The sequence below is a fragment of the Stenotrophomonas sp. LMG 10879 genome, from assembly GCF_002750935.1.
Classification (GTDB): Bacteria; Pseudomonadota; Gammaproteobacteria; order Xanthomonadales; family Xanthomonadaceae; genus Stenotrophomonas; species Stenotrophomonas lactitubi_B.
Genome location: NZ_PEJT01000008.1, coordinates 55,312 through 72,232, shown reverse-complemented (window position 1 = coordinate 72,232; position 16,921 = coordinate 55,312). Strand labels below are relative to the sequence as shown.

General features: G+C 66.7%; 19 protein-coding genes. 7 read left to right on the top strand and 12 right to left on the bottom strand.

All coding sequences use genetic code 11. From position 1 onward, the window contains the following. Positions 1–30: 30 nt before the first annotated feature. Together CR919_RS13690 and CR919_RS13685 are read right to left on the bottom strand one after the other, a co-directional pair. Positions 31–405, bottom strand: a complete 375-nt coding sequence (locus tag CR919_RS13690) for a hypothetical protein (RefSeq protein ID WP_099820473.1) — start codon at positions 403–405, stop codon at positions 31–33. Further along, positions 402–1,367: a hypothetical protein gene (locus tag CR919_RS13685; RefSeq protein WP_099820472.1), complete on the bottom strand. Its 966-nt coding sequence runs from the start codon at positions 1,365–1,367 to the stop codon at positions 402–404. Before CR919_RS13685 ends, CR919_RS13690 begins: the two co-directional genes overlap by 4 nt. A 163-nt stretch (positions 1,368–1,530) precedes the next feature. Between CR919_RS13685 and prmA the strand changes: the two genes are divergently transcribed. The 3 genes from prmA to fis all read left to right on the top strand — a co-directional run bounded on the left by prmA (position 1,531) and on the right by fis (position 3,634). Further along, positions 1,531–2,451 carry a 50S ribosomal protein L11 methyltransferase gene (gene prmA / locus CR919_RS13680; RefSeq protein WP_099820471.1) on the top strand — a complete coding sequence of 307 codons (921 nt, stop codon included), beginning with the start codon at positions 1,531–1,533 and terminating at the stop codon, positions 2,449–2,451. 42 nt (positions 2,452–2,493) lie between these two features. Continuing rightward, positions 2,494–3,243, top strand: coding sequence for a DUF3426 domain-containing protein (locus CR919_RS13675; protein WP_099820470.1), 750 nt, complete (start codon positions 2,494–2,496; stop codon positions 3,241–3,243). Positions 3,244–3,358: 115 nt separating this feature from the next. Further along, the gene (gene fis, locus CR919_RS13670; protein ID WP_006397198.1) at positions 3,359–3,634 is read left to right on the top strand and encodes a DNA-binding transcriptional regulator Fis; all 276 of its coding nucleotides are present in this window, start codon (positions 3,359–3,361) and stop codon (positions 3,632–3,634) included. Between the two features lie 92 nt (positions 3,635–3,726). Here the strand turns inward: fis and CR919_RS13665 are convergent, their stop codons facing one another. From CR919_RS13665 to CR919_RS13640, 6 genes are read right to left on the bottom strand one after another with little or no spacing between them, the layout of a single operon-like run. Further along, positions 3,727–4,722 (bottom strand): phosphatidate cytidylyltransferase, encoded by a 996-nt coding sequence (locus tag CR919_RS13665; protein WP_099820469.1) that lies wholly within the window; start codon positions 4,720–4,722, stop codon positions 3,727–3,729. Further along, the gene (locus CR919_RS13660; RefSeq protein WP_099820468.1) at positions 4,719–5,348 is read right to left on the bottom strand and encodes a lysophospholipid acyltransferase family protein; all 630 of its coding nucleotides are present in this window, start codon (positions 5,346–5,348) and stop codon (positions 4,719–4,721) included. The genes CR919_RS13665 and CR919_RS13660 overlap by 4 nt, the downstream gene beginning before the upstream one ends. 12 nt (positions 5,349–5,360) lie before the next feature. Beyond that, entirely contained in the window at positions 5,361–5,798 is a 438-nt protein-coding gene (locus CR919_RS13655; RefSeq protein WP_099820467.1) for a hypothetical protein, read from the bottom strand. After that, the gene (locus CR919_RS13650; RefSeq protein ID WP_099820466.1) at positions 5,795–7,129 is read right to left on the bottom strand and encodes a phosphatase PAP2/dual specificity phosphatase family protein; all 1,335 of its coding nucleotides are present in this window, start codon (positions 7,127–7,129) and stop codon (positions 5,795–5,797) included. Before CR919_RS13650 ends, CR919_RS13655 begins: the two co-directional genes overlap by 4 nt. After that, positions 7,129–8,880, bottom strand: coding sequence for a bifunctional alpha/beta hydrolase/class I SAM-dependent methyltransferase (locus CR919_RS13645; protein ID WP_099820465.1), 1,752 nt, complete (start codon positions 8,878–8,880; stop codon positions 7,129–7,131). The genes CR919_RS13650 and CR919_RS13645 overlap by 1 nt, the downstream gene beginning before the upstream one ends. Positions 8,881–8,919: 39 nt before the next feature. Further along, on the bottom strand, positions 8,920–9,537 hold the full coding sequence (locus CR919_RS13640; RefSeq protein ID WP_099820464.1) for a CDP-alcohol phosphatidyltransferase family protein: 618 nt from the start codon (positions 9,535–9,537) through the stop codon (positions 8,920–8,922). 213 nt (positions 9,538–9,750) lie between these two features. Here CR919_RS13640 and purH point away from each other — a divergent pair, with 213 nt between their 5' ends. The 4 genes from purH (at position 9,751) to CR919_RS13620 (ending at position 14,121) form a co-directional block, all read left to right on the top strand. Then, a complete protein-coding gene (gene purH / locus CR919_RS13635; protein WP_099820463.1) occupies positions 9,751–11,334 on the top strand; it encodes a bifunctional phosphoribosylaminoimidazolecarboxamide formyltransferase/IMP cyclohydrolase in 1,584 nt (527 codons plus the stop codon). Between the two features lie 17 nt (positions 11,335–11,351). Further along, positions 11,352–12,212, top strand: coding sequence for a hypothetical protein (locus tag CR919_RS13630; RefSeq protein ID WP_099820462.1), 861 nt, complete (start codon positions 11,352–11,354; stop codon positions 12,210–12,212). A gap of 58 nt (positions 12,213–12,270) precedes the next feature. Continuing rightward, a complete protein-coding gene (purD, locus tag CR919_RS13625) occupies positions 12,271–13,554 on the top strand; it encodes a phosphoribosylamine--glycine ligase (RefSeq protein ID WP_099820461.1) in 1,284 nt (427 codons plus the stop codon). A 126-nt stretch (positions 13,555–13,680) separates the two neighbouring features. Next, complete coding sequence (locus CR919_RS13620; RefSeq protein ID WP_099820460.1) at positions 13,681–14,121, top strand: hypothetical protein; 441 nt, start codon at positions 13,681–13,683, stop codon at positions 14,119–14,121. 60 nt (positions 14,122–14,181) lie between these two features. Here the strand turns inward: CR919_RS13620 and CR919_RS13615 are convergent, their stop codons facing one another. The 4 genes from CR919_RS13615 to ung all read right to left on the bottom strand — a co-directional run bounded on the left by CR919_RS13615 (position 14,182) and on the right by ung (position 16,914). After that, positions 14,182–14,514, bottom strand: coding sequence for a DNA-binding transcriptional regulator (locus CR919_RS13615; protein WP_099820459.1), 333 nt, complete (start codon positions 14,512–14,514; stop codon positions 14,182–14,184). Beyond that, complete coding sequence (locus CR919_RS13610) at positions 14,498–14,881, bottom strand: type II toxin-antitoxin system RelE/ParE family toxin (protein WP_099820626.1); 384 nt, start codon at positions 14,879–14,881, stop codon at positions 14,498–14,500. Before CR919_RS13610 ends, CR919_RS13615 begins: the two co-directional genes overlap by 17 nt. A 178-nt stretch (positions 14,882–15,059) precedes the next feature. Further along, a complete protein-coding gene (rpoH, locus tag CR919_RS13605; protein WP_025878613.1) occupies positions 15,060–15,935 on the bottom strand; it encodes an RNA polymerase sigma factor RpoH in 876 nt (291 codons plus the stop codon). A 253-nt stretch (positions 15,936–16,188) separates the two neighbouring features. After that, the gene (ung, locus tag CR919_RS13600; RefSeq protein WP_099820458.1) at positions 16,189–16,914 is read right to left on the bottom strand and encodes a uracil-DNA glycosylase; all 726 of its coding nucleotides are present in this window, start codon (positions 16,912–16,914) and stop codon (positions 16,189–16,191) included. Positions 16,915–16,921: the final 7 nt, after the last annotated feature.

Genomic DNA, 16,921 nt, shown 5'->3' with positions numbered 1-16,921 from the left:
CAGGCATGGCCCGGCCCTGCTGGATCCGCTTCAACGCTTGCCGGCGACTTCCGCGGGAATCTGCGAGTTCGCCAAGGGACGCACACCGTTCGGCGAGGTCGGATCGACGATCACCATGGTCTCGCTGGAGCCATCGGGCCACACCACCTGGAAGGTGCTGCCGGCCGGCAACGACGAGAACGGCACGCCGCTCTGCGCGCGGTAGACGGCGGCCACCTGGCTGGCACCGGCGCGGCGCACGTCTTCCTGTGTCTTCACCGAGGTCAGTTCCACCTTCGACAGGCGCCGGTAGCGGTCCTCGTAGGTGTCGATCATCAGCAGGCCCACGGCACCGGCCGAGTACGCCACGAACAACACCACCCAGAACCAGAACTTGGCCCCATGCAGGAATCGACGGTAGTTCATCGCCCGTCCCTCGTTCCAATCAATCGCTTGATCCATTCCTTCATTTTCCCCGCACCTTGCCGCGAAACCGCGGCGTCATACACAAATTCACGGAAGTCCTGCGTTCCATCCGGCGAACAGATCCCTCCATTCGCACAAAAACTGTTGACCAGCACGCTGTCGGCTCCACAGGGAAGACCGAGTTCGCAGGCGGCAACCCGCCATGCCAGTTCACTCAGCTGTTCACCGGCGACCATGCCGGTGAGCGCCTTGTCGCCGGCCGCGCGCAATCCCATGCCCGGCGCGATCGCCATATAGGCTTCCGGATCGCGCGAGGTACGCACGCGCTCGACCAGATCACGGCGGTACTGCTCGTTGTCGTGCAACGGCTCACCTTCGGCAAACAGCGCCGCTTCGGCAGCGAGGTTGCCCTGCTGGGCCGCACGACGACGCTCACCGAGCACCAGCGCCGGCCCCAGCTTGTCGCCGGGCACGAAGCCACCGCAGCGCTGCGCCACTCGTTCGCGCGCCGCCACCATCACCGGTGCGGCACTCAGGCCGAGGCCGGCCAGTACGTTGTTGTCCAGGCGATAGCCGCCCGGATCAACGGCGTACTGCGCGCAGTAGTCATAGACCCGGCTGAGCATCCAGCGCGCCTCATGGTTGCCCTGGTCGGCCTGCACGCGCAGGCGCTGCGCGTAGGCGTACAGATCGGTGGCATCTTCGATGTCGGCGCGGATATCCAGCGGCAGGCCCGAAGGCAGCGCGGTGCCACGTTCGAAAGCAGCCAGGCGGCGTGCCAGCGCTTCCGGCATCACCGGTGCCAGCGCCCCCTGCGCATCGCTGGCCTGGGTAGCCAGCGGCACGTCGACGCGCGCGTCCATGTCCCGGCCGTGGCCATTGGCCCGATAACCGGCCACGCCCAGCACGGCCACGGCCGGCAGGACGAGCAACCAGGTTTTCAGGGTCGGGGCGAAAGCCATCGGCAACGGTCGGTGGTACGGCGCACAGGAAAGCGCCGAGTTTAGCAAGGCCCGTGAGGCCTGTCTGAATCGTCTTCGTTCATCCCGGGGTGGCATCTCAGGCAATACGGAGACGCCCCGATGGTCTAGCATGACCCCCTTTCCCGCGATTGCCCTCACCGCCATGCCGTTCCTGGAACTGACCCTGCGTTGCACCGAAGCCACCCAGCCCCGCTATGAGAATGCGCTGGAGGACGTCGGCGCGCTGGCGGTGACCCTGCTTGATGCCGAAGCCGACACCAGCAACGAGCAGGCCATCCTGGAACCCGGCGTGGGCGAGACCCCGCTGTGGGACACCCTGGTGCTCAGCGCGCTGTTCCCGGCCGACAGCAACGCCCTGCTGCTGCTGGCCGCGCTGGAAGCCTTCGACCCGGAGCTGGACTGGAGCAACGGCAGTTTCCGCGCCGTGGCAGACGAAGACTGGGAGCGCGCGTGGCTGGACCAGTTCCAGCCGATGGACTTCGGCAGCCGTACCTGGATCGTGCCGTGGAACCATGAGCTGCCGGAGGCCGCGCAGGCTGCCGACGCCGCCATCGTGCGCCTGGATCCGGGCCTGGCGTTCGGCTCGGGCACCCACCCGACCACCGCGCTGTGCCTGCGCTGGCTGGACCAGTTGGCCGTTGATGGCCAGCTACAGGGCCAGCGCGTACTCGATTTCGGCTGTGGCTCGGGCATTCTCGCTCTGGCCGCGCTGAAGCTCGGTGCCGCCCAGGCCATCGGCGTGGACAACGACCCGCAGGCGCTGATCGCCACCGCCGACAACGCCGAACGCAATGGCGAACAGGCACGCATGCAAGTGTACCTGCCGCAGGACGAACCGGTCGCCACCTACCCGATCGTGGTCGCCAACATCCTGGCCTCCGCGTTGGATGCACTGGCCGAACTGCTGGCTGCCCGCGTCGCCACCGGTGGCCGCATCGCCCTGTCGGGCATCCTGCATGGCCAGGAAGACGAACTGCTGCAGCGCTATGCGGCATGGTTCGACGACCTGCAGGCCACCCAGGATGGCGACTGGATGCGCATCACCGGCGTACGCCGCGCCTGATCGTGGTTGAATGACCGCTGGATCCGAGCCCGCGCCCTGAGCATGTCCGAGCCGAACCCACCGCGCCGTCCCCTGGCCACGTTCCTGCGCACCGCGCCGGGGCGCGATGTCGCGCCTGAGACCACGGCACCGCGCGAGCCGGGGCCGCCCGATGCAGCGCCGGTGATCGACGATCTCGACCCGGCAACGGACATCGCGGCGGCAACAGCAACAGAACCGCCGCCCGCCGATGATCCAATCATCGAGCCGGCGCCCACTGCCACGCCCGGCATCGCCGTCACCGCCACCGATGCGCCCAGCTTCCTCGGCGTGCGTCCGCGCGCACTGCCAACCCCTCGCTGGCATTGGCTGCTGGTGGCCGCACTGGCGCTGCTGCTGTTGCTGCAGAGCGTGCTGGCCGATCGTGCACGGCTGGCCGCCGATGCCGGCACCCGGCCGTGGATCAGCGCGCTGTGCAACGTGCTGCGCTGCACGCTGCCGGCCTGGCGCGAGCCCACTGCATTCACCATGACCAGCCGTGAAATCCGCCCGTTGCCGGCCCAGGCCGGCGTACTGCAGATCCAGGCCAGCATCCGCAACGACGCGCGCTGGCCGCAGGCATGGCCGGATCTGCGCCTGTCGCTGTCCGATGCCGATGGTCGGGTCATCGGCACCGGCGTGTTCGCACCGGCGCAGTACCTCGGTGAAAACCCGGGTGCGGCCGCGCTGGAACCGGGACAAAGCGCACGCATCGCCTTCCGCGTGCAGGAGCCTGCCGCATCCACGGTCGCATTCACCTTCGAGTTCCTTTGACCTGGGTCGGACCGTCCGGCCGTGGCAGGTCGGGCACGCTCGCGCTAGACTGACCGCCATCACCTCATCCGGTCCGGCGCCCCGCGTGCATGGACCAACCAGATCGGGAACCCCCTTGAACGCTGTCCTTTCTCGTCCTGACAACAGTCGTGGCGCTGCCCGGCCACCGCTGCGCGAACATGTGGCCCAGTCCGTGCGCCGTTATCTGCGCGACCTCGATGGCTGCGATGCGGACGATGTCTACGAGATCGTGCTGCGCGAGATGGAGATTCCACTGTTCGTGGAAGTGCTCAACCATTGCGAAGGCAACCAGAGCCGCGCGGCGGCGATGCTTGGCATCCATCGTGCCACCCTGCGCAAGAAGCTGAAGGAATACGGCATCAGCGCGTAAGCGCCGCCCGCCGGGCACGGCCCGGCGCTACCGATTCCGGGTCCACCTGCTTCCCGTAGATCCACGTCATGCGTGGATGGAAGCCCGCCGGATCATCCGCCGCCGCCCGCCTTCCAGTAATACCGCACCACGTGGAAGAACACCGGCGCGGCGAAGCACACTGAATCCAGCCGATCGAGCATGCCGCCATGGCCCTCGATCATGTTGCCCCAGTCCTTGATGCCGCGGTCGCGCTTGATCGCCGACATCACCAGGCCACCCCAGAACCCCATCAGGTTGATCAGCAGCGACAGGCCGAATGCCTGCAGCGGCGTGAACGGGGTGATCCACCAGAGCGCGGCACCCAACGCGCTGGCACAGAGCACGCCGCCGACGAAGCCTTCCACCGTCTTCGACGGCGACAGCTTCGGCGCGATCAGGTGCTTGCCCAGCAGCTTGCCCCAGATGTACTGCAGCACGTCCGACGACTGCACCACGATCACCAGGAAGGCGAACAGCAGCACGTTGCGCGCCGGATCGTAGCCCGGCACACGCAGGTTCAGCAGCAGCGGCACGTGCGAGATGCAGAACACGCAGATCATCAGGCCCCACTGCACCTTCGACGTGCGCTCCAGGTAGTGAGTGGTATCGCCGCCGATGGTGGCCAGGATCGGCAGGAACAGGAACGCGTACACCGGGATCAGCAGCGTGTACATGCCATACCAGTCGATCCACACCAGGTAGTACTGCCACGGCAGCACGATGTAGAAGGCGGCCAGCAACGCGTAGTAGTCGCCCGATCGTGTCGGTGCCAGGGTGATGAATTCGCGCAGTGCGAACAGCGAGATGATCGCGAACAGCACGATCACGCCGGCGCGACCGAAGAACAGCGCCAGCCCCACCACGATGGCCATCACCCACCACGCGCGGATGCGCGAAACCAGATTGGCGATCACTGCGCTGGGCGTGCCGCGCTGGCGCCAGCGCAGGGTTTCGGACACCAGCGTGGCCAGCACCAGCACCGCGCCTACGCCGGCAAACAGCAGGCCGGTCTGCTGGCCCACGCTGCGCGCGGCCAGATCACCGGACATATCGATCATGAAGCTCATGCGCGGCCTCCGTTCGGGGCCAGGGCCAGCAGCGCCTGGCGGCTGCGCGACAGGAACGCCGCCTTGTCCTCATCGGCCTGCAGGCGCAGCGGCGTACCGAACGTCGCCGTGCACAGCAGCGGCAGCGGCAGGAAACGCCCCTTCGGCATCACCCGCTTCAGGTTGTCGATCCATACCGGCACGAACTCCAGCTCCGGGCGTTGCCGCGCCAGATGGTAGATGCCGCTCTTGAACGGCAGCAGCGGCTCGTCACCAATGTTGCGCGTGCCTTCCGGAAACAGGATCAACGAACAGCCCTCATCCACCGCGTCACGCAGCACCTGCAGCGGATCCTGGTGGCGGTTGCCCGCCTCGCGTTCCACCAGCACGCCATTGAACACCGCGTCGATCAGATAGCGCCGCAGGCCGTCGCGCTGCCAGTACTCGGCGGCGGCGACGGGCCGCACCTGGCGCCGCAGTGCCGGCGGCATCGACGACCAGATCAGCACGAAGTCACCATGACTGGCGTGGTTGCCGTAGTAGACGCGGTGCTCGCTGGACGGCGCGCAGCCGACCCACAGCGCGCGTGCGCCGGTCACGACGTGGATGGCCGCACTGCAGGCGCGGGCGATCAGTTCAGCGAACATCGGCACCTCCGGTCAGGTCTGCGGCCACAACACGGCCAGCAGCAGGGCAGCGAACTGCAGGAGGGTGGCGGCGTACTGGCGCACCAGCAGGCGACGCATGCCGGTCCAGCGCGCATCCCAGCCACGCGTCGGCGCCTGTGCGTCCCGCCTGCGCAGGCCGGCCGTGTGCAGTGCCTGGTCCACCCGTTGTGCCGCGTCTTCGCCCTGCAGGCCTTCCTGCTGCAGCAGGCGCAGCAGGCTGGCATCCAACTGCACCCGTACCGCGTAGTACGCCTGCACGACGCCTGCAACCAGGCTCAACAGCAGCAGGCCTGCGGCGAACATCGCCAGCCCCGGTTCGATGCCCAGCAGCAACAGGGCCACCAGCAGCAGGCCCAGCGACAACGCGGCAGGCAGGCGTCCCTGCCGCAGCAGCAGATGCATCATCGGCAGATCGGGCACAGCGCTCATGCAACGGTCTCCTGCGCGGCAGCGGCCGCGATCGCCTGTAGATGGACGTCATGCAGCACGATGCCCGGCCGCGCGGCGCGCACGATCGCCACCGCTTCTGCCACATCGTGCGCATGGCCGGTGCGCAGCAACCAGGTCGCCACACTGGCCGCGCTGCGCGAATAGCCCAGTGCACAGCACACCAGCACGGGGCCATGGTCGCGCAGGCGTTCGATGGCGTCCGCCGCCGCACGCAACTGCGCCGCCGATGGCAGCACCAGGTCCAGCATCGGTACGCTGGCATACGCTGCCCCCGGCGCACGACAGGAAAGCTCGGCACAGGTGTCGACCACCCCCACCAGCGGCACCGGCAATGCGGCAGCCGGCAGGCGCCCCAGCCAGACCGCGTCGACGACCGGCACCGGCTGCGGCGCGCGCCGCGTCCACAACCGCGAGTTGATCCACGCCGCAGCCAGGTACGGTGCCAGCAGCCAGCGCGCGGCCATCGTCAACCGGCCATCGGCGCGCTTCTGGAACACCGCCGTGCCCAGACCCGCATAGGCCAACGACACCAGCAGCAACGACACCATCGGCCACAGCAGCCACAACGCAGCGCCGCGCAGCATCACCACCGGCACCAGCAGCAGGCCGGCACCCAGCGCATACAACGCCGCCAGCCGCCAACGTTTCGGGTCACCCGTGGCCTGCCAGGCGCGCAACGGCGGCGTGCCCTGCTCCGGCCACAGCCACACGCACAACCAGCCAGCCAGCAGCCCGGTGGGAATATCGATGAAGTGATGCTGGAAGGTGGTCAGCACCGAAATGCCGATCAGCAGCGCCCATACATGCAGCAGCAGCCGCCAGGCACCGTGCAGGTACTGCGCGAACTTCACCCACAGCACGATCAGCAGCACGATGTGCAACGACGGCGCCTGGTTGAAGGGCTTGTCGAAGCCCAGCAGCACGTCGAACAACCAGCCGAACACACCGCCGATTTCCGGCCGCTCGAAGCTGAAGCGCAGTGGCCACAGCAGGAAGCAGGCCACCGCGATCACCTGCGCACTGAGCAGGCGCAGCGCGTGCCGGTCCAGCTCCAGCCGGCGCCGGCACAGGAAGAACGAGATCGCATAGAACAGATCGATCGACCAGTACGGTACGATCGTCCACGGCACGAACGGAATCCGCGTTTCCCAGGCGAACGCCAGCACCGGTAGTTCGGCATGGCGGCCGGCCATCCAGTTGGCGAAGCCATAGCTGGCGAAGAAGAACGGCCCCAGCAGGGCCAGCCACAGCAGGGCGCGCCGCCACGGGCGCGCCTCGCTGGGTGATGCGGTTGCCACCAGTGTCGCCATCACGCGATCCGGCGTGCCAGCGATACGGTGAAGATGCCGAAGTCATCGATACGCTGGGCCACCTTCTGGAAGCCGGCCAGGCGCACCAGTTCGTCCATCTCGTGCTGGGTACGGCGACGCATCACCCATGCCGCGCCACCACGGTGGCTGGTCAACGCACGCGCGATGAACTCCAGCTGCGGATGCCACGGCTGCCCGGTATAGGCCAGGTAACCGCCCACCGGCACCGTCGCGGCGATGCCCTGCAGCGAACGCAGCACCGCATCGTTGTCCGGGAACAGTTCGTACAGGCCGGACACCACCGCCAGCGTCGGCGCCGGGTCCACCGCCGCCAGCTGCGCCGGATCAAACGCATCGCCCTGTTCGAAGCGGGCGATGTCGGCCGCGCCGAGGCGCTCGATCAGGGCCTTGCCCTGGGTCACGTTCAGATCGCTGAAATCGCGCAGCACGATGCGGTCGGCACGCTGCTCGCCCTGGCCAAGTGCTTCCAGCACGTAACGGCCATGGCCGGCAGCCACGTCCAGCACGCGCACCGGCGCGCCCTGCCCGCGCAGTCGCTGGGCGGCATCGCGCAGCAGCTCCTGCAGGTGCTTGCCGCGCACACGGATGCCGCGCCAACCGATCGCATCCAGATAGTTGCGGTCGACCATCCGGCCCAGCGGGCCCTTGCCCCGCGCCTCATCACGGTAGATGTAGTCCAGCGTGCTGCCCGAGTCGAAACCGGTCTGCAGGCCCAGCGCGATGCCTTCGGACAGCGTGCCACCGAAGCGCAGGCCACCGCGCACCACGCGCCAGCGCAGGTCGGCCAGACTGTTGCGCTCCGGCGGCCACGACAGGATCTCCGATTCTTCGAAGGTCGGGCCATGCCGATGCGCATCGCGCCGCGACAGTTCCTGCAGCGGCTCGGCAAAGCGTGCCTGGATGAAGCTACGGACGCGAGCCAGCGCCGGTGCACGGTCGCGCTCGCCCAGGGTGTCGTGGAAGAAGCCCGGCAGGTGCACGCGCTCCTTGATCGGGCTGGACAGGCGTTCGTAGAAACGGTCCTGCGGGCCGCGATGCACCACGAAGTCCGAACCGGACACCAGCAACTGCACCGGCACGCTGATCGCCTGTGCGTCGGCCACGATGCGGTCGGCCGCTTCGTACAGGCCCAGCAGCACGCGCACCGAGATCGGCCGGGTGATCAGCGGATCGGTGCGGTAGCTTTCCACCCGCGCCGGGTCGTGGGTCAGCCACTGCGGCTTGACGTAGCTGTTGACGAAGAAGTTGCCGCGCAGCTTCTGCATCAGCGCCAGCCCTGCGCGTGCGAACGGCACGTACAGCTTCACCTTGAACGCAGGCGAGGCCATCACCAGTGCGCGCAGGCGCGGCGCGTAATCGTGCACCCAGGTGGCGGCAACCACGGCACCCACGCTCTGCGCGATGACCACGATGTCCTCGATCGCGATGCCGTGCTCGGCACCGATATGGGCGATGAAACTGTCCAGGTCGCGTACCAGCGCCGGGAAGCCCGGTGCGTCGCCGCGCGCGCCGGGCGAGCGGCCATTGCCGCGCGCGTCCCACGCAAAGAAGGCCGTGTCGGGCAGGTCCAGTTCGTCGACCAGATGGGTGACCCGGCCGGAGTGTTCATGGCCGCGATGCAGCAGCACGATGGCCTTGGCCGGCGTGGTTGCCGTGGTGCTCGGCCAGTACCGGTAGAACAGCGGTACCTGGTCGAAGCTGTGGAATTCCCGTTCCTGCGCCTGACGCATGCAATCTCCGTATTGGAATGGCGTGTGGTCGTGTTGTGTTTACTGCGGCGAAACCGCCGATTCCTTCAATCCCCGGCGTACGCGGTTGACCATCGTCACCCCGCACAGCACCGCCATCGCAGCGGCCACGCCGCTGACCGTCATCGCACCGCCCCAGCCGAACGCCAGCAACAGGCCCAGCACGCCGATCACGAACGCGCGGTCGCTCTTGCCCATCGGGCCGTCATAGCGGCGGCTGGCGCCGACCATCAGGCCCAGTACGCCGGCGTACTCGCTCAGCGCGGCGGCCCAGGCCAGCAGCCACAGTGCCTCCGCACGCACGCCCGGCACGCTGAGCAGGCTCAGGTACAGCGCCGCGTCGGCGATCACGTCGCACAACTCGTTCAGATAGGCGCCCAGCCGCGATTGCTGGCCGAACTCGCGGGCCAGCATGCCGTCGACCGCGTTGAGGGCCATGCGCAGCAGCATCCACAGCGGCAGCGCCAGATACAGCAGCGGCTGGGCGGGGGCGCAGTACCACACGGCGGCAGCCACCAGCAGCGAGACCACGGCCGCAGCCACGGTCACCGCGTTGGCGGTGACGCCCATGCGGTACAGGCCGCGTACGGCCGGACGCAGCAGGTCCTGGAAACGTCCTTTCAATGCATAGATCGACACGATCTGAACCCGCTAATCCTTGGCAGTGCGGGCACAGCCTACCTGATTGCGACAGCGCCACGTATCGAATTGCTCCCAATGCCGGTCCATGCGGGCGCTGCCGAGCGGACCGCGACGGGGGACTGCAGCGGCCAATTTCCCCCACCAGCGCCCGCCACCGGCCCCCACCGCCTACAATATCGGCCCCGCTCCGCTGCCGATTGCCCTGTCCCCATGACTGCTGATCTGTTGCCCGTCCGTCGGGCCCTCCTCTCCGTTTCCGACAAGACCGGCCTGGTCGAGCTGGCCACCGCGCTGGCTGCACGCGGCGTGGAGCTGCTGTCCACCGGCGGTACCGCCAAGGCGATCCGCGACGCGGGCCTGGCCGTGAAGGACGTGGCCGAGGTGACCGGCTTCCCGGAAATGATGGATGGCCGGGTCAAGACCCTGCATCCGATGGTGCATGGCGGTCTGCTGGGCCGCTCCGGCCTGGACGACGCCGTGATGGCCGAGCACGGCATCGGCGCCATCGACCTGCTGGTGCTGAACCTGTATCCGTTCGAAGCGGTCACAGCCAAGGCCGACTGCACCCTGGCCGACGCGGTCGAGAACATCGACATCGGCGGCCCGGCCATGCTGCGCTCGGCGGCCAAGAACTTCGCCCGCGTGGCGGTGGCCACCGATCCGTCGCAGTACGCCGAACTGCTGGCCTCGCTGGACGCCAACAACGGCCAGCTGTCGGCCGGCACCCGTTTCGCGTTCTCGGTAGCCGCGTTCAACCGCGTCGCCCAGTACGACGCGGCGATCAGCAACTACCTGTCTGCGGTCACCGCCACCGACGCTGCCGTGCCGGCACGGGCCGAGTACCCGGCGCAGATGAATTCCACCTTCGTGAAGGTGATGGACCTGCGCTACGGCGAAAACCCGCACCAGAGCGGCGCGTTCTACCGCGACCTGCATCCGGTGCCGGGCACGCTGGCGACGTTCCAGCAGCTGCAGGGCAAGGAACTGAGCTACAACAACCTGGCTGATGCCGATGCGGCATGGGAATGCGTGCGTCAGTTCGATGCACCGGCCTGTGTCATCGTCAAGCATGCCAACCCGTGTGGCGTGGCCGTTGGTGCCGGCAACGGCGACGCCTACGAGCTGGCCTACGCCACCGACCCGACCAGCGCGTTCGGCGGCATCATCGCCTTCAACAAGCCGCTCGACGCTGCCACCGCGCAGGTGATTCTCGACCGCCAGTTCGTGGAAGTGCTGATCGCCCCGGACTACGAGCCGGCCGCGCTGGAATACGCGCAGAAGAAGGCCAACGTGCGCGTGCTGCGCATCCCGCACGGCGATGGCCTGAACAACTTCGACAACAAGCGCGTGGGCTCCGGCCTGCTGCTGCAGTCGTCGGACAACCGCGGCATGACCCGCGACGAACTGAAGGTGGTCAGCAAGCTGGCGCCGACCGACAAGCAGTTCACCGACCTGCTGTTCGCCTGGAAGGTCGCCAAGTTCGTGAAGTCCAACGCGATCGTCTACGCCAAGGACAACCGCACCATCGGTGTCGGCGCCGGCCAGATGAGCCGCGTGTACTCGGCGCGCATCGCCGGCATCAAGGCGGCCGATGCGAACCTGGTGGTCGAGGGTTCGGTGATGGCCTCCGATGCGTTCTTCCCGTTCCGCGATGGCATCGACGCTGCCGCCGCGGCCGGCATCAAGGCGGTGATCCAGCCGGGCGGTTCGATGCGCGACGCGGAAGTCATCGCCGCCGCCGACGAACATGGCCTGGCCATGGTGTTCACCGGCGTTCGCCACTTCCGCCACTGATTACTGGAGCGACACGGATGTCTGCAGTCTCTTTGAAACCCATCGCCGTGCTCGCCTTCGCCGGCACGGCCCTGCTGGCCGCTTGCAAGCCGGCCGCTGAACCCGCCTCTGGCCCGCAGGCGGAGCCTGCAAAGGCAGCCGCCGCCGAGCCCACCGCCCATGTCAGCCGCACCGCGCGGCTGCAGGCGTTCCTGACCGAGCGCTACGGCAAGGAGGCCAAGCTGTCAGGTGAGTGGCGCGGTAGCTGGACCCAGGACGGCGATGTGCGCGCGACCGACTGGCAGGTCTGCGCCGAGCAGCCGGTGGTAACCGGCGACAGCTGGCAGCAGCTGCTGGCCGTGTGTGGCTCGCCGCTCGACGGTGCCCACCCGGATCCGGGCGCGATCGACTTCTTCGTACTGCGGCCCAGCGGCGATCGTTTCAGCATCGCCGCCGAGCTCACCGGACAGAATTTCGGCAGCCAGGGCCAGCCCGGCACGGTCAGCATCATCCGCGCCGGCAGCGACTTCTATGGCTTCCGCATCGAGCACGGCTGGTTCGGCCAAGGCTATTCGCTGATCTCGCAGAACCTGGTGCTGCCGGGCCCGAACGGCTTGGTCGACGCTGGCAGCCTGCGCAGCCATATCGACAATGCCGCGGCCTATGACTGCGACGATGCCGAATTTGCCGAAGAGTGCCGGACCGGGGTGTTCAACCTCGACTTCGCGCTGCGCTTCGACAGCAGCGACCCCAGCGCGCGCATCTGGCCGCTGACGGTGGAAGAGGTCGGCAGCAGCTGCGGTGGCAAAACGGTACGGCAGGAACATCGCTTCACCCTCGACCCAAAGTCCTGGACCTACTCCTTCCCCGAATCGCTGCAACGCGAAGGCTGCGAATGACGCACACGCGCCGCCGGGGACCTGGAACTTTCCTTCCCACGCAATCTGGAATCTCGTGATGAACGTACTTGTCATCGGCTCTGGCGGCCGCGAACACGCCCTGGCATGGAAGCTGGCCCAGTCCTCCCGTGTCACTGAAGTGCTCGTGGCGCCCGGCAATGCCGGCACCGCCAACGAAGACAAGTGCCGCAACGTGGCGGTGAAGGTCACCGACATCGATGGCCTGCTCGCCCTGGCCCAGGCCGAAGGCGTGGCGCTGACCGTGGTCGGCCCGGAAGTGCCGCTGGTGGCCGGCGTGGTCGACCGCTTCCGCGCCGCCGGCCTGCGCATCTTCGGACCGACGGCTGCCGCCGCGCAGCTGGAAGGCAGCAAGGCCTACGCCAAGGACTTCCTGGCCCGCCACAACATCCCCACCGCGTTCTATTCGGTGCACACCGAAGTGGACGCGGCACTGGCCTACCTGCGCGAGAAGGGCGCGCCGATCGTGGTCAAGGCCGACGGCCTGGCCGCCGGCAAGGGCGTGATCGTGGCGATGACGCTGGCCGAAGCCGAAGACGCCGTGCGTGACATGCTCTCAGGCAACGCCTTCGGCGATGCCGGCGCGCGCGTGGTGATCGAGGAATTCCTTGACGGCGAGGAGGCCAGCTTCATTTCGATGGTCGACGGCGTGCATGCATTGCCGATGGCCACCTCGCAGGATCACAAGCGCGTCGGCGACGACGACACCGGCCCGAACACCGGCGGCATGGGTGCGTATTCGCCGGCGCCGGTGGTCACGCCCGAGGTGCATGCACGGGTGATGCGCGAGGTGGTCAACCCGACCGTGCAGGGCATGATCGCCGATGGCATTCCGTTCACCGGCTTCCTCTACGCGGGCCTGATGATCGATGCCAGCGGCGCGCCGAAGGTGATCGAGTTCAATGTGCGTTTCGGCGACCCGGAAACGCAGCCGGTGATGCTGCGCCTGCAGTCGGACCTGGTGGAGCTGGTGGAAGCGGCGATCGATGGTCGCCTGGACCAGGTGGACGCGCAGTGGGATCCGCGGCCGTCACTGGGCGTGGTCCTGGCCGCGAAGCCCTATCCGGAAGCGCCGATCACCGGTGAGGTGATCTCCGGTCTGGACGAGGTGCCGGCAACGGCCAAGGTGTTCCATGCCGGCACGACGCTGGATGCGCAGGGCCAGGTGCTCAGCGCCGGCGGCCGCGTGCTGTGCGTGGCTGCACTGGGTGACAGCGTGCGCGACGCGCAGGCGAACGCGTATGCCGGCGTGGCCAAGGTGGGCTGGGCCAACGAGTTCCACCGCACCGACATCGGCTGGCGCGCGATCGCGCGCGAGGGTTGAGGTCCACGCGGCATCGGGACATCCACGCATGGCGTGGATCTACTGGTGCTGCACCGGCCGGGTAGATCCACGCCGTGCCTGGATGAAGGCCCGGCCTTGCCCAGTTCCCAGTATCAGGAGCACGGAATGCCCAATCAGCAGAACTATCCCGAAGGCATTGATTGCGTCTGGCTGGGCGTGGACCAGGCTGGCGCGGTTGCGGCCTTCGTCACTGCAGGTGAGGGCGAAATTCCGACGGCGCTTCTGACAGGCGCCGTCGTGGACATCCTCCAGATTGAAGCGATGCTGCTGGACCTCCCTGTCGTGGGGGAAGCCGTGATGCACATGGACCTCCCCCGAGCGGATGACTATCTGGCCATGGCCTCGCGCGGTCTGTACGTCTACGACTGGAGCCGTAACCAGTACACACGCTTTGCCACACCTACAGTAGCCATCCAGCACTCCGTACTCACTGAAACGCTACAGGTAGCGGCGGACCTTGCGGTGTTTACGTCCGTAGACTTCCCGAAACGCACGTCCCTGTCGATCAACCCGATGATCGAGGCGGTCCAACTCCGTATGCTGTGATGCTGCCTTTCGCCTTCCGAAACAGAAAAGGCCCGGCATTGCCGGGCCTTTCACATTCACTCACAGAACCGCTTCCAAGCCTTTGCGGTCAATAAGATTGAGCAGCTTCAGCGATGGTCCACTCGGCTTCTTGTCACCCTGCTCCCAGCTACGGACCGTGGACACACTGGTATTGAGCACCCCCGCGAAAACCGGCTGACTGAGTTGAAGCGAGGTGCGGAGCGCCCGAATCTGGGCACTGCTGTACTCGGGCACCGTTTCAAGGCAAAGCGCCGCGTAGGTATTCATCCGACGTTTGTCGATGACGCCATGCGCATGGAGTCCGGTCGCCGTGTCGTAGATCGCCTCCAGAAGGGCGCTCTTGGCGCGCGTGCGTTCAGAGGTCTTGGTCACGACAGATTTCATACAGTTCTCCGGACATCAGGGCAGACGCAATCTGTGCACCACTCATACCGAACAGGTCAGTTGCAAGTCCTAGGAGCAGGTCACGTTCGGTACTGCTGATCGTCGCACGCTGGTTCTTCTCATAGCCAAAGAGAAAGAACCAGTGACTCCCTCGCTGCGTTGCAATCAGGGTTCGAACACTGCCGCGCTTGCCACGACCCGGCAAGGCGACCCGCTTCTTGAAGACACCGCCGCCGAGGCTCGCGTCGATCAGTCCCCGGCGCATTTCATCCACTGCCCGACACAACGCCTCATCAGTCAGTGTAGAGCGGCGCATGCTGCGTTCGAAACTACGGGTGCGGAATACACGTGGCATGATCATACCGTGCCACTTAGTGGTACGGCGTGAAAATCAGGACCTGGTGTGTGCCGACGTAGGAATGGTCAGTGTCGAAATGTAGCCACAGTGCGCGCCGTGCGTGAATCGCCACGGGCGGGAAAAGAAAAGGCCCGGCAATGCCGGGCCTTCTCTTTTCTTCAACGCCACCCGCGCCTTACGCGGTGAACAGCGCCTTCATCTTCTTCAGCGCGTTCGCTTCGACCTGGCGGATACGCTCGGCCGACACGCCGTACTCGTCCGCCAGTTCCTGCAGCGTCACCTTGCTGTCCGCATCCAGCCAGCGGCGGCGGATGATGTCGCGCGAACGCGCATCCAGTTCCGCCAGGCCTTCGCGCAGCAGCTGCATCTGGTTGTCTTCGCTGTCCTCGCGCTCGTAGGCCATCGACGGGTCCTCGTCATTGGCCACCAGATACGCAGCCGGCGACGGCGGCGCGTGGTCGTTGTCTTCATCGGTCGGCGCATCGAAACCGATATCGCGGCCGGACAGGCGCGATTCCATTTCCAGCACTTCGCGCTCGGACACGTTCAGGTCCTTGGCCACCGCGCTGACTTCGGCAGCGTTCATCCAGCCCAGGCGCTTCTTCGACTTGCGCAGGTTGAAGAACAGCTTGCGCTGCGCCTTGGTCGTGGCGACCTTGACGATGCGCCAGTTCTTCAGGATGAACTCGTGCATCTCGGCACGGATCCAATGCACGGCGAAGGACACCAGGCGCACGCCCATGTCGGGGTCGAAGCGCTTGACCGCCTTCATCAGGCCGATGTTGCCTTCCTGGATCAGGTCGCCCAGCGCAAGGCCGTAGCCGTTGTAACCGCGGGCCACGTGCACCACGAAGCGCAGGTGCGAATGCACCAGCTCGCGGGCAGCGTCCAGATCATTGCCGTCGCGGAAGCGACGGGCCAGGTCCTGTTCGTTATCGACCGACAGCACCGGGATCTGGTGCACGGCACCGATGTAGGCGTCCAGCGAACCGAGCGCACTGGGAATCGGCAGATTGTTTGCCACAAGGGCAGTAGAGGTGTTCTGGCTCATAGGCACCCATCTTAGCAGTCTGGGATTTGGACTGCTAAAGGAGGAAAAAGTTCCAGCATTCCACTGATGAAACACTGGTCCCAAACAGAGCCCTACCGTAACGCGATTTGATGACAGTGGCGAGCGCGCTTTTCGGGATACATAATCCCTTGCAATTCAATCCCCTGGCCCGGAAAGCACGGCCAATCCGGGTCAAAGGGAGCTGAACAGGCGGCGGTTTCGCCCTCAATCACCGGGCAGCGTTGCCCAGCGTTCAGCCCGATGGCGCCAGCGACGCCCGCGGCGGCAGCGACCAGTCGATCGAGTCCTGCCCACGGCGCTGCAGGTACTCGTTGGCCATCGAAAAATGACGGCAGCCAAGGAAGCCACGGTGCGCCGACAGCGGCGACGGATGCGGCGATTTCAGCACGCGATGGCGACCCGTATCGATCACCTTGCCCTTCTGCTGCGCATAGGCGCCCCAGAGCATGAACACCAGGCCCTCGCGCTCGCGGTTGAGCACGTCCACCACGTGGTCGGTGAAGCCTTCCCAGCCGCGCCCCTGGTGGGCACCGGCCTTGCCCTCTTCCACCGTAAGCACGGCGTTGAGCAGCAGCACGCCGCGCTGTGCCCAGGGAATCAGGCAGCCATGATCGGGGCGCGGGATGGCCAGGTCACCCTCGATCTCCTTGTAGATGTTCAACAGCGACGGCGGTACCGGCACGCCCGGCTGCACCGAGAAACTCAGACCATGGGCCTGTCCACGGCCGTGGTACGGATCCTGGCCGAGGATGACCACTTTCACCTGGTCGAACGGGGTGGCATCGAACGCGGCGAAGATCTGCGGGCCGGGCGGGAACACCGCCGCACCGCTGGCCTTGCGCTGCCGCAGGAAGCTGGACAGCTCGCGCATCTGCGGCTGCAGCAGGTAATCGCCCACACGCTGTTTCCAGCTCGGTTCCAGCTGGATCGCCGGGGTGTCCACTACTTCATCGATCATCGCAACA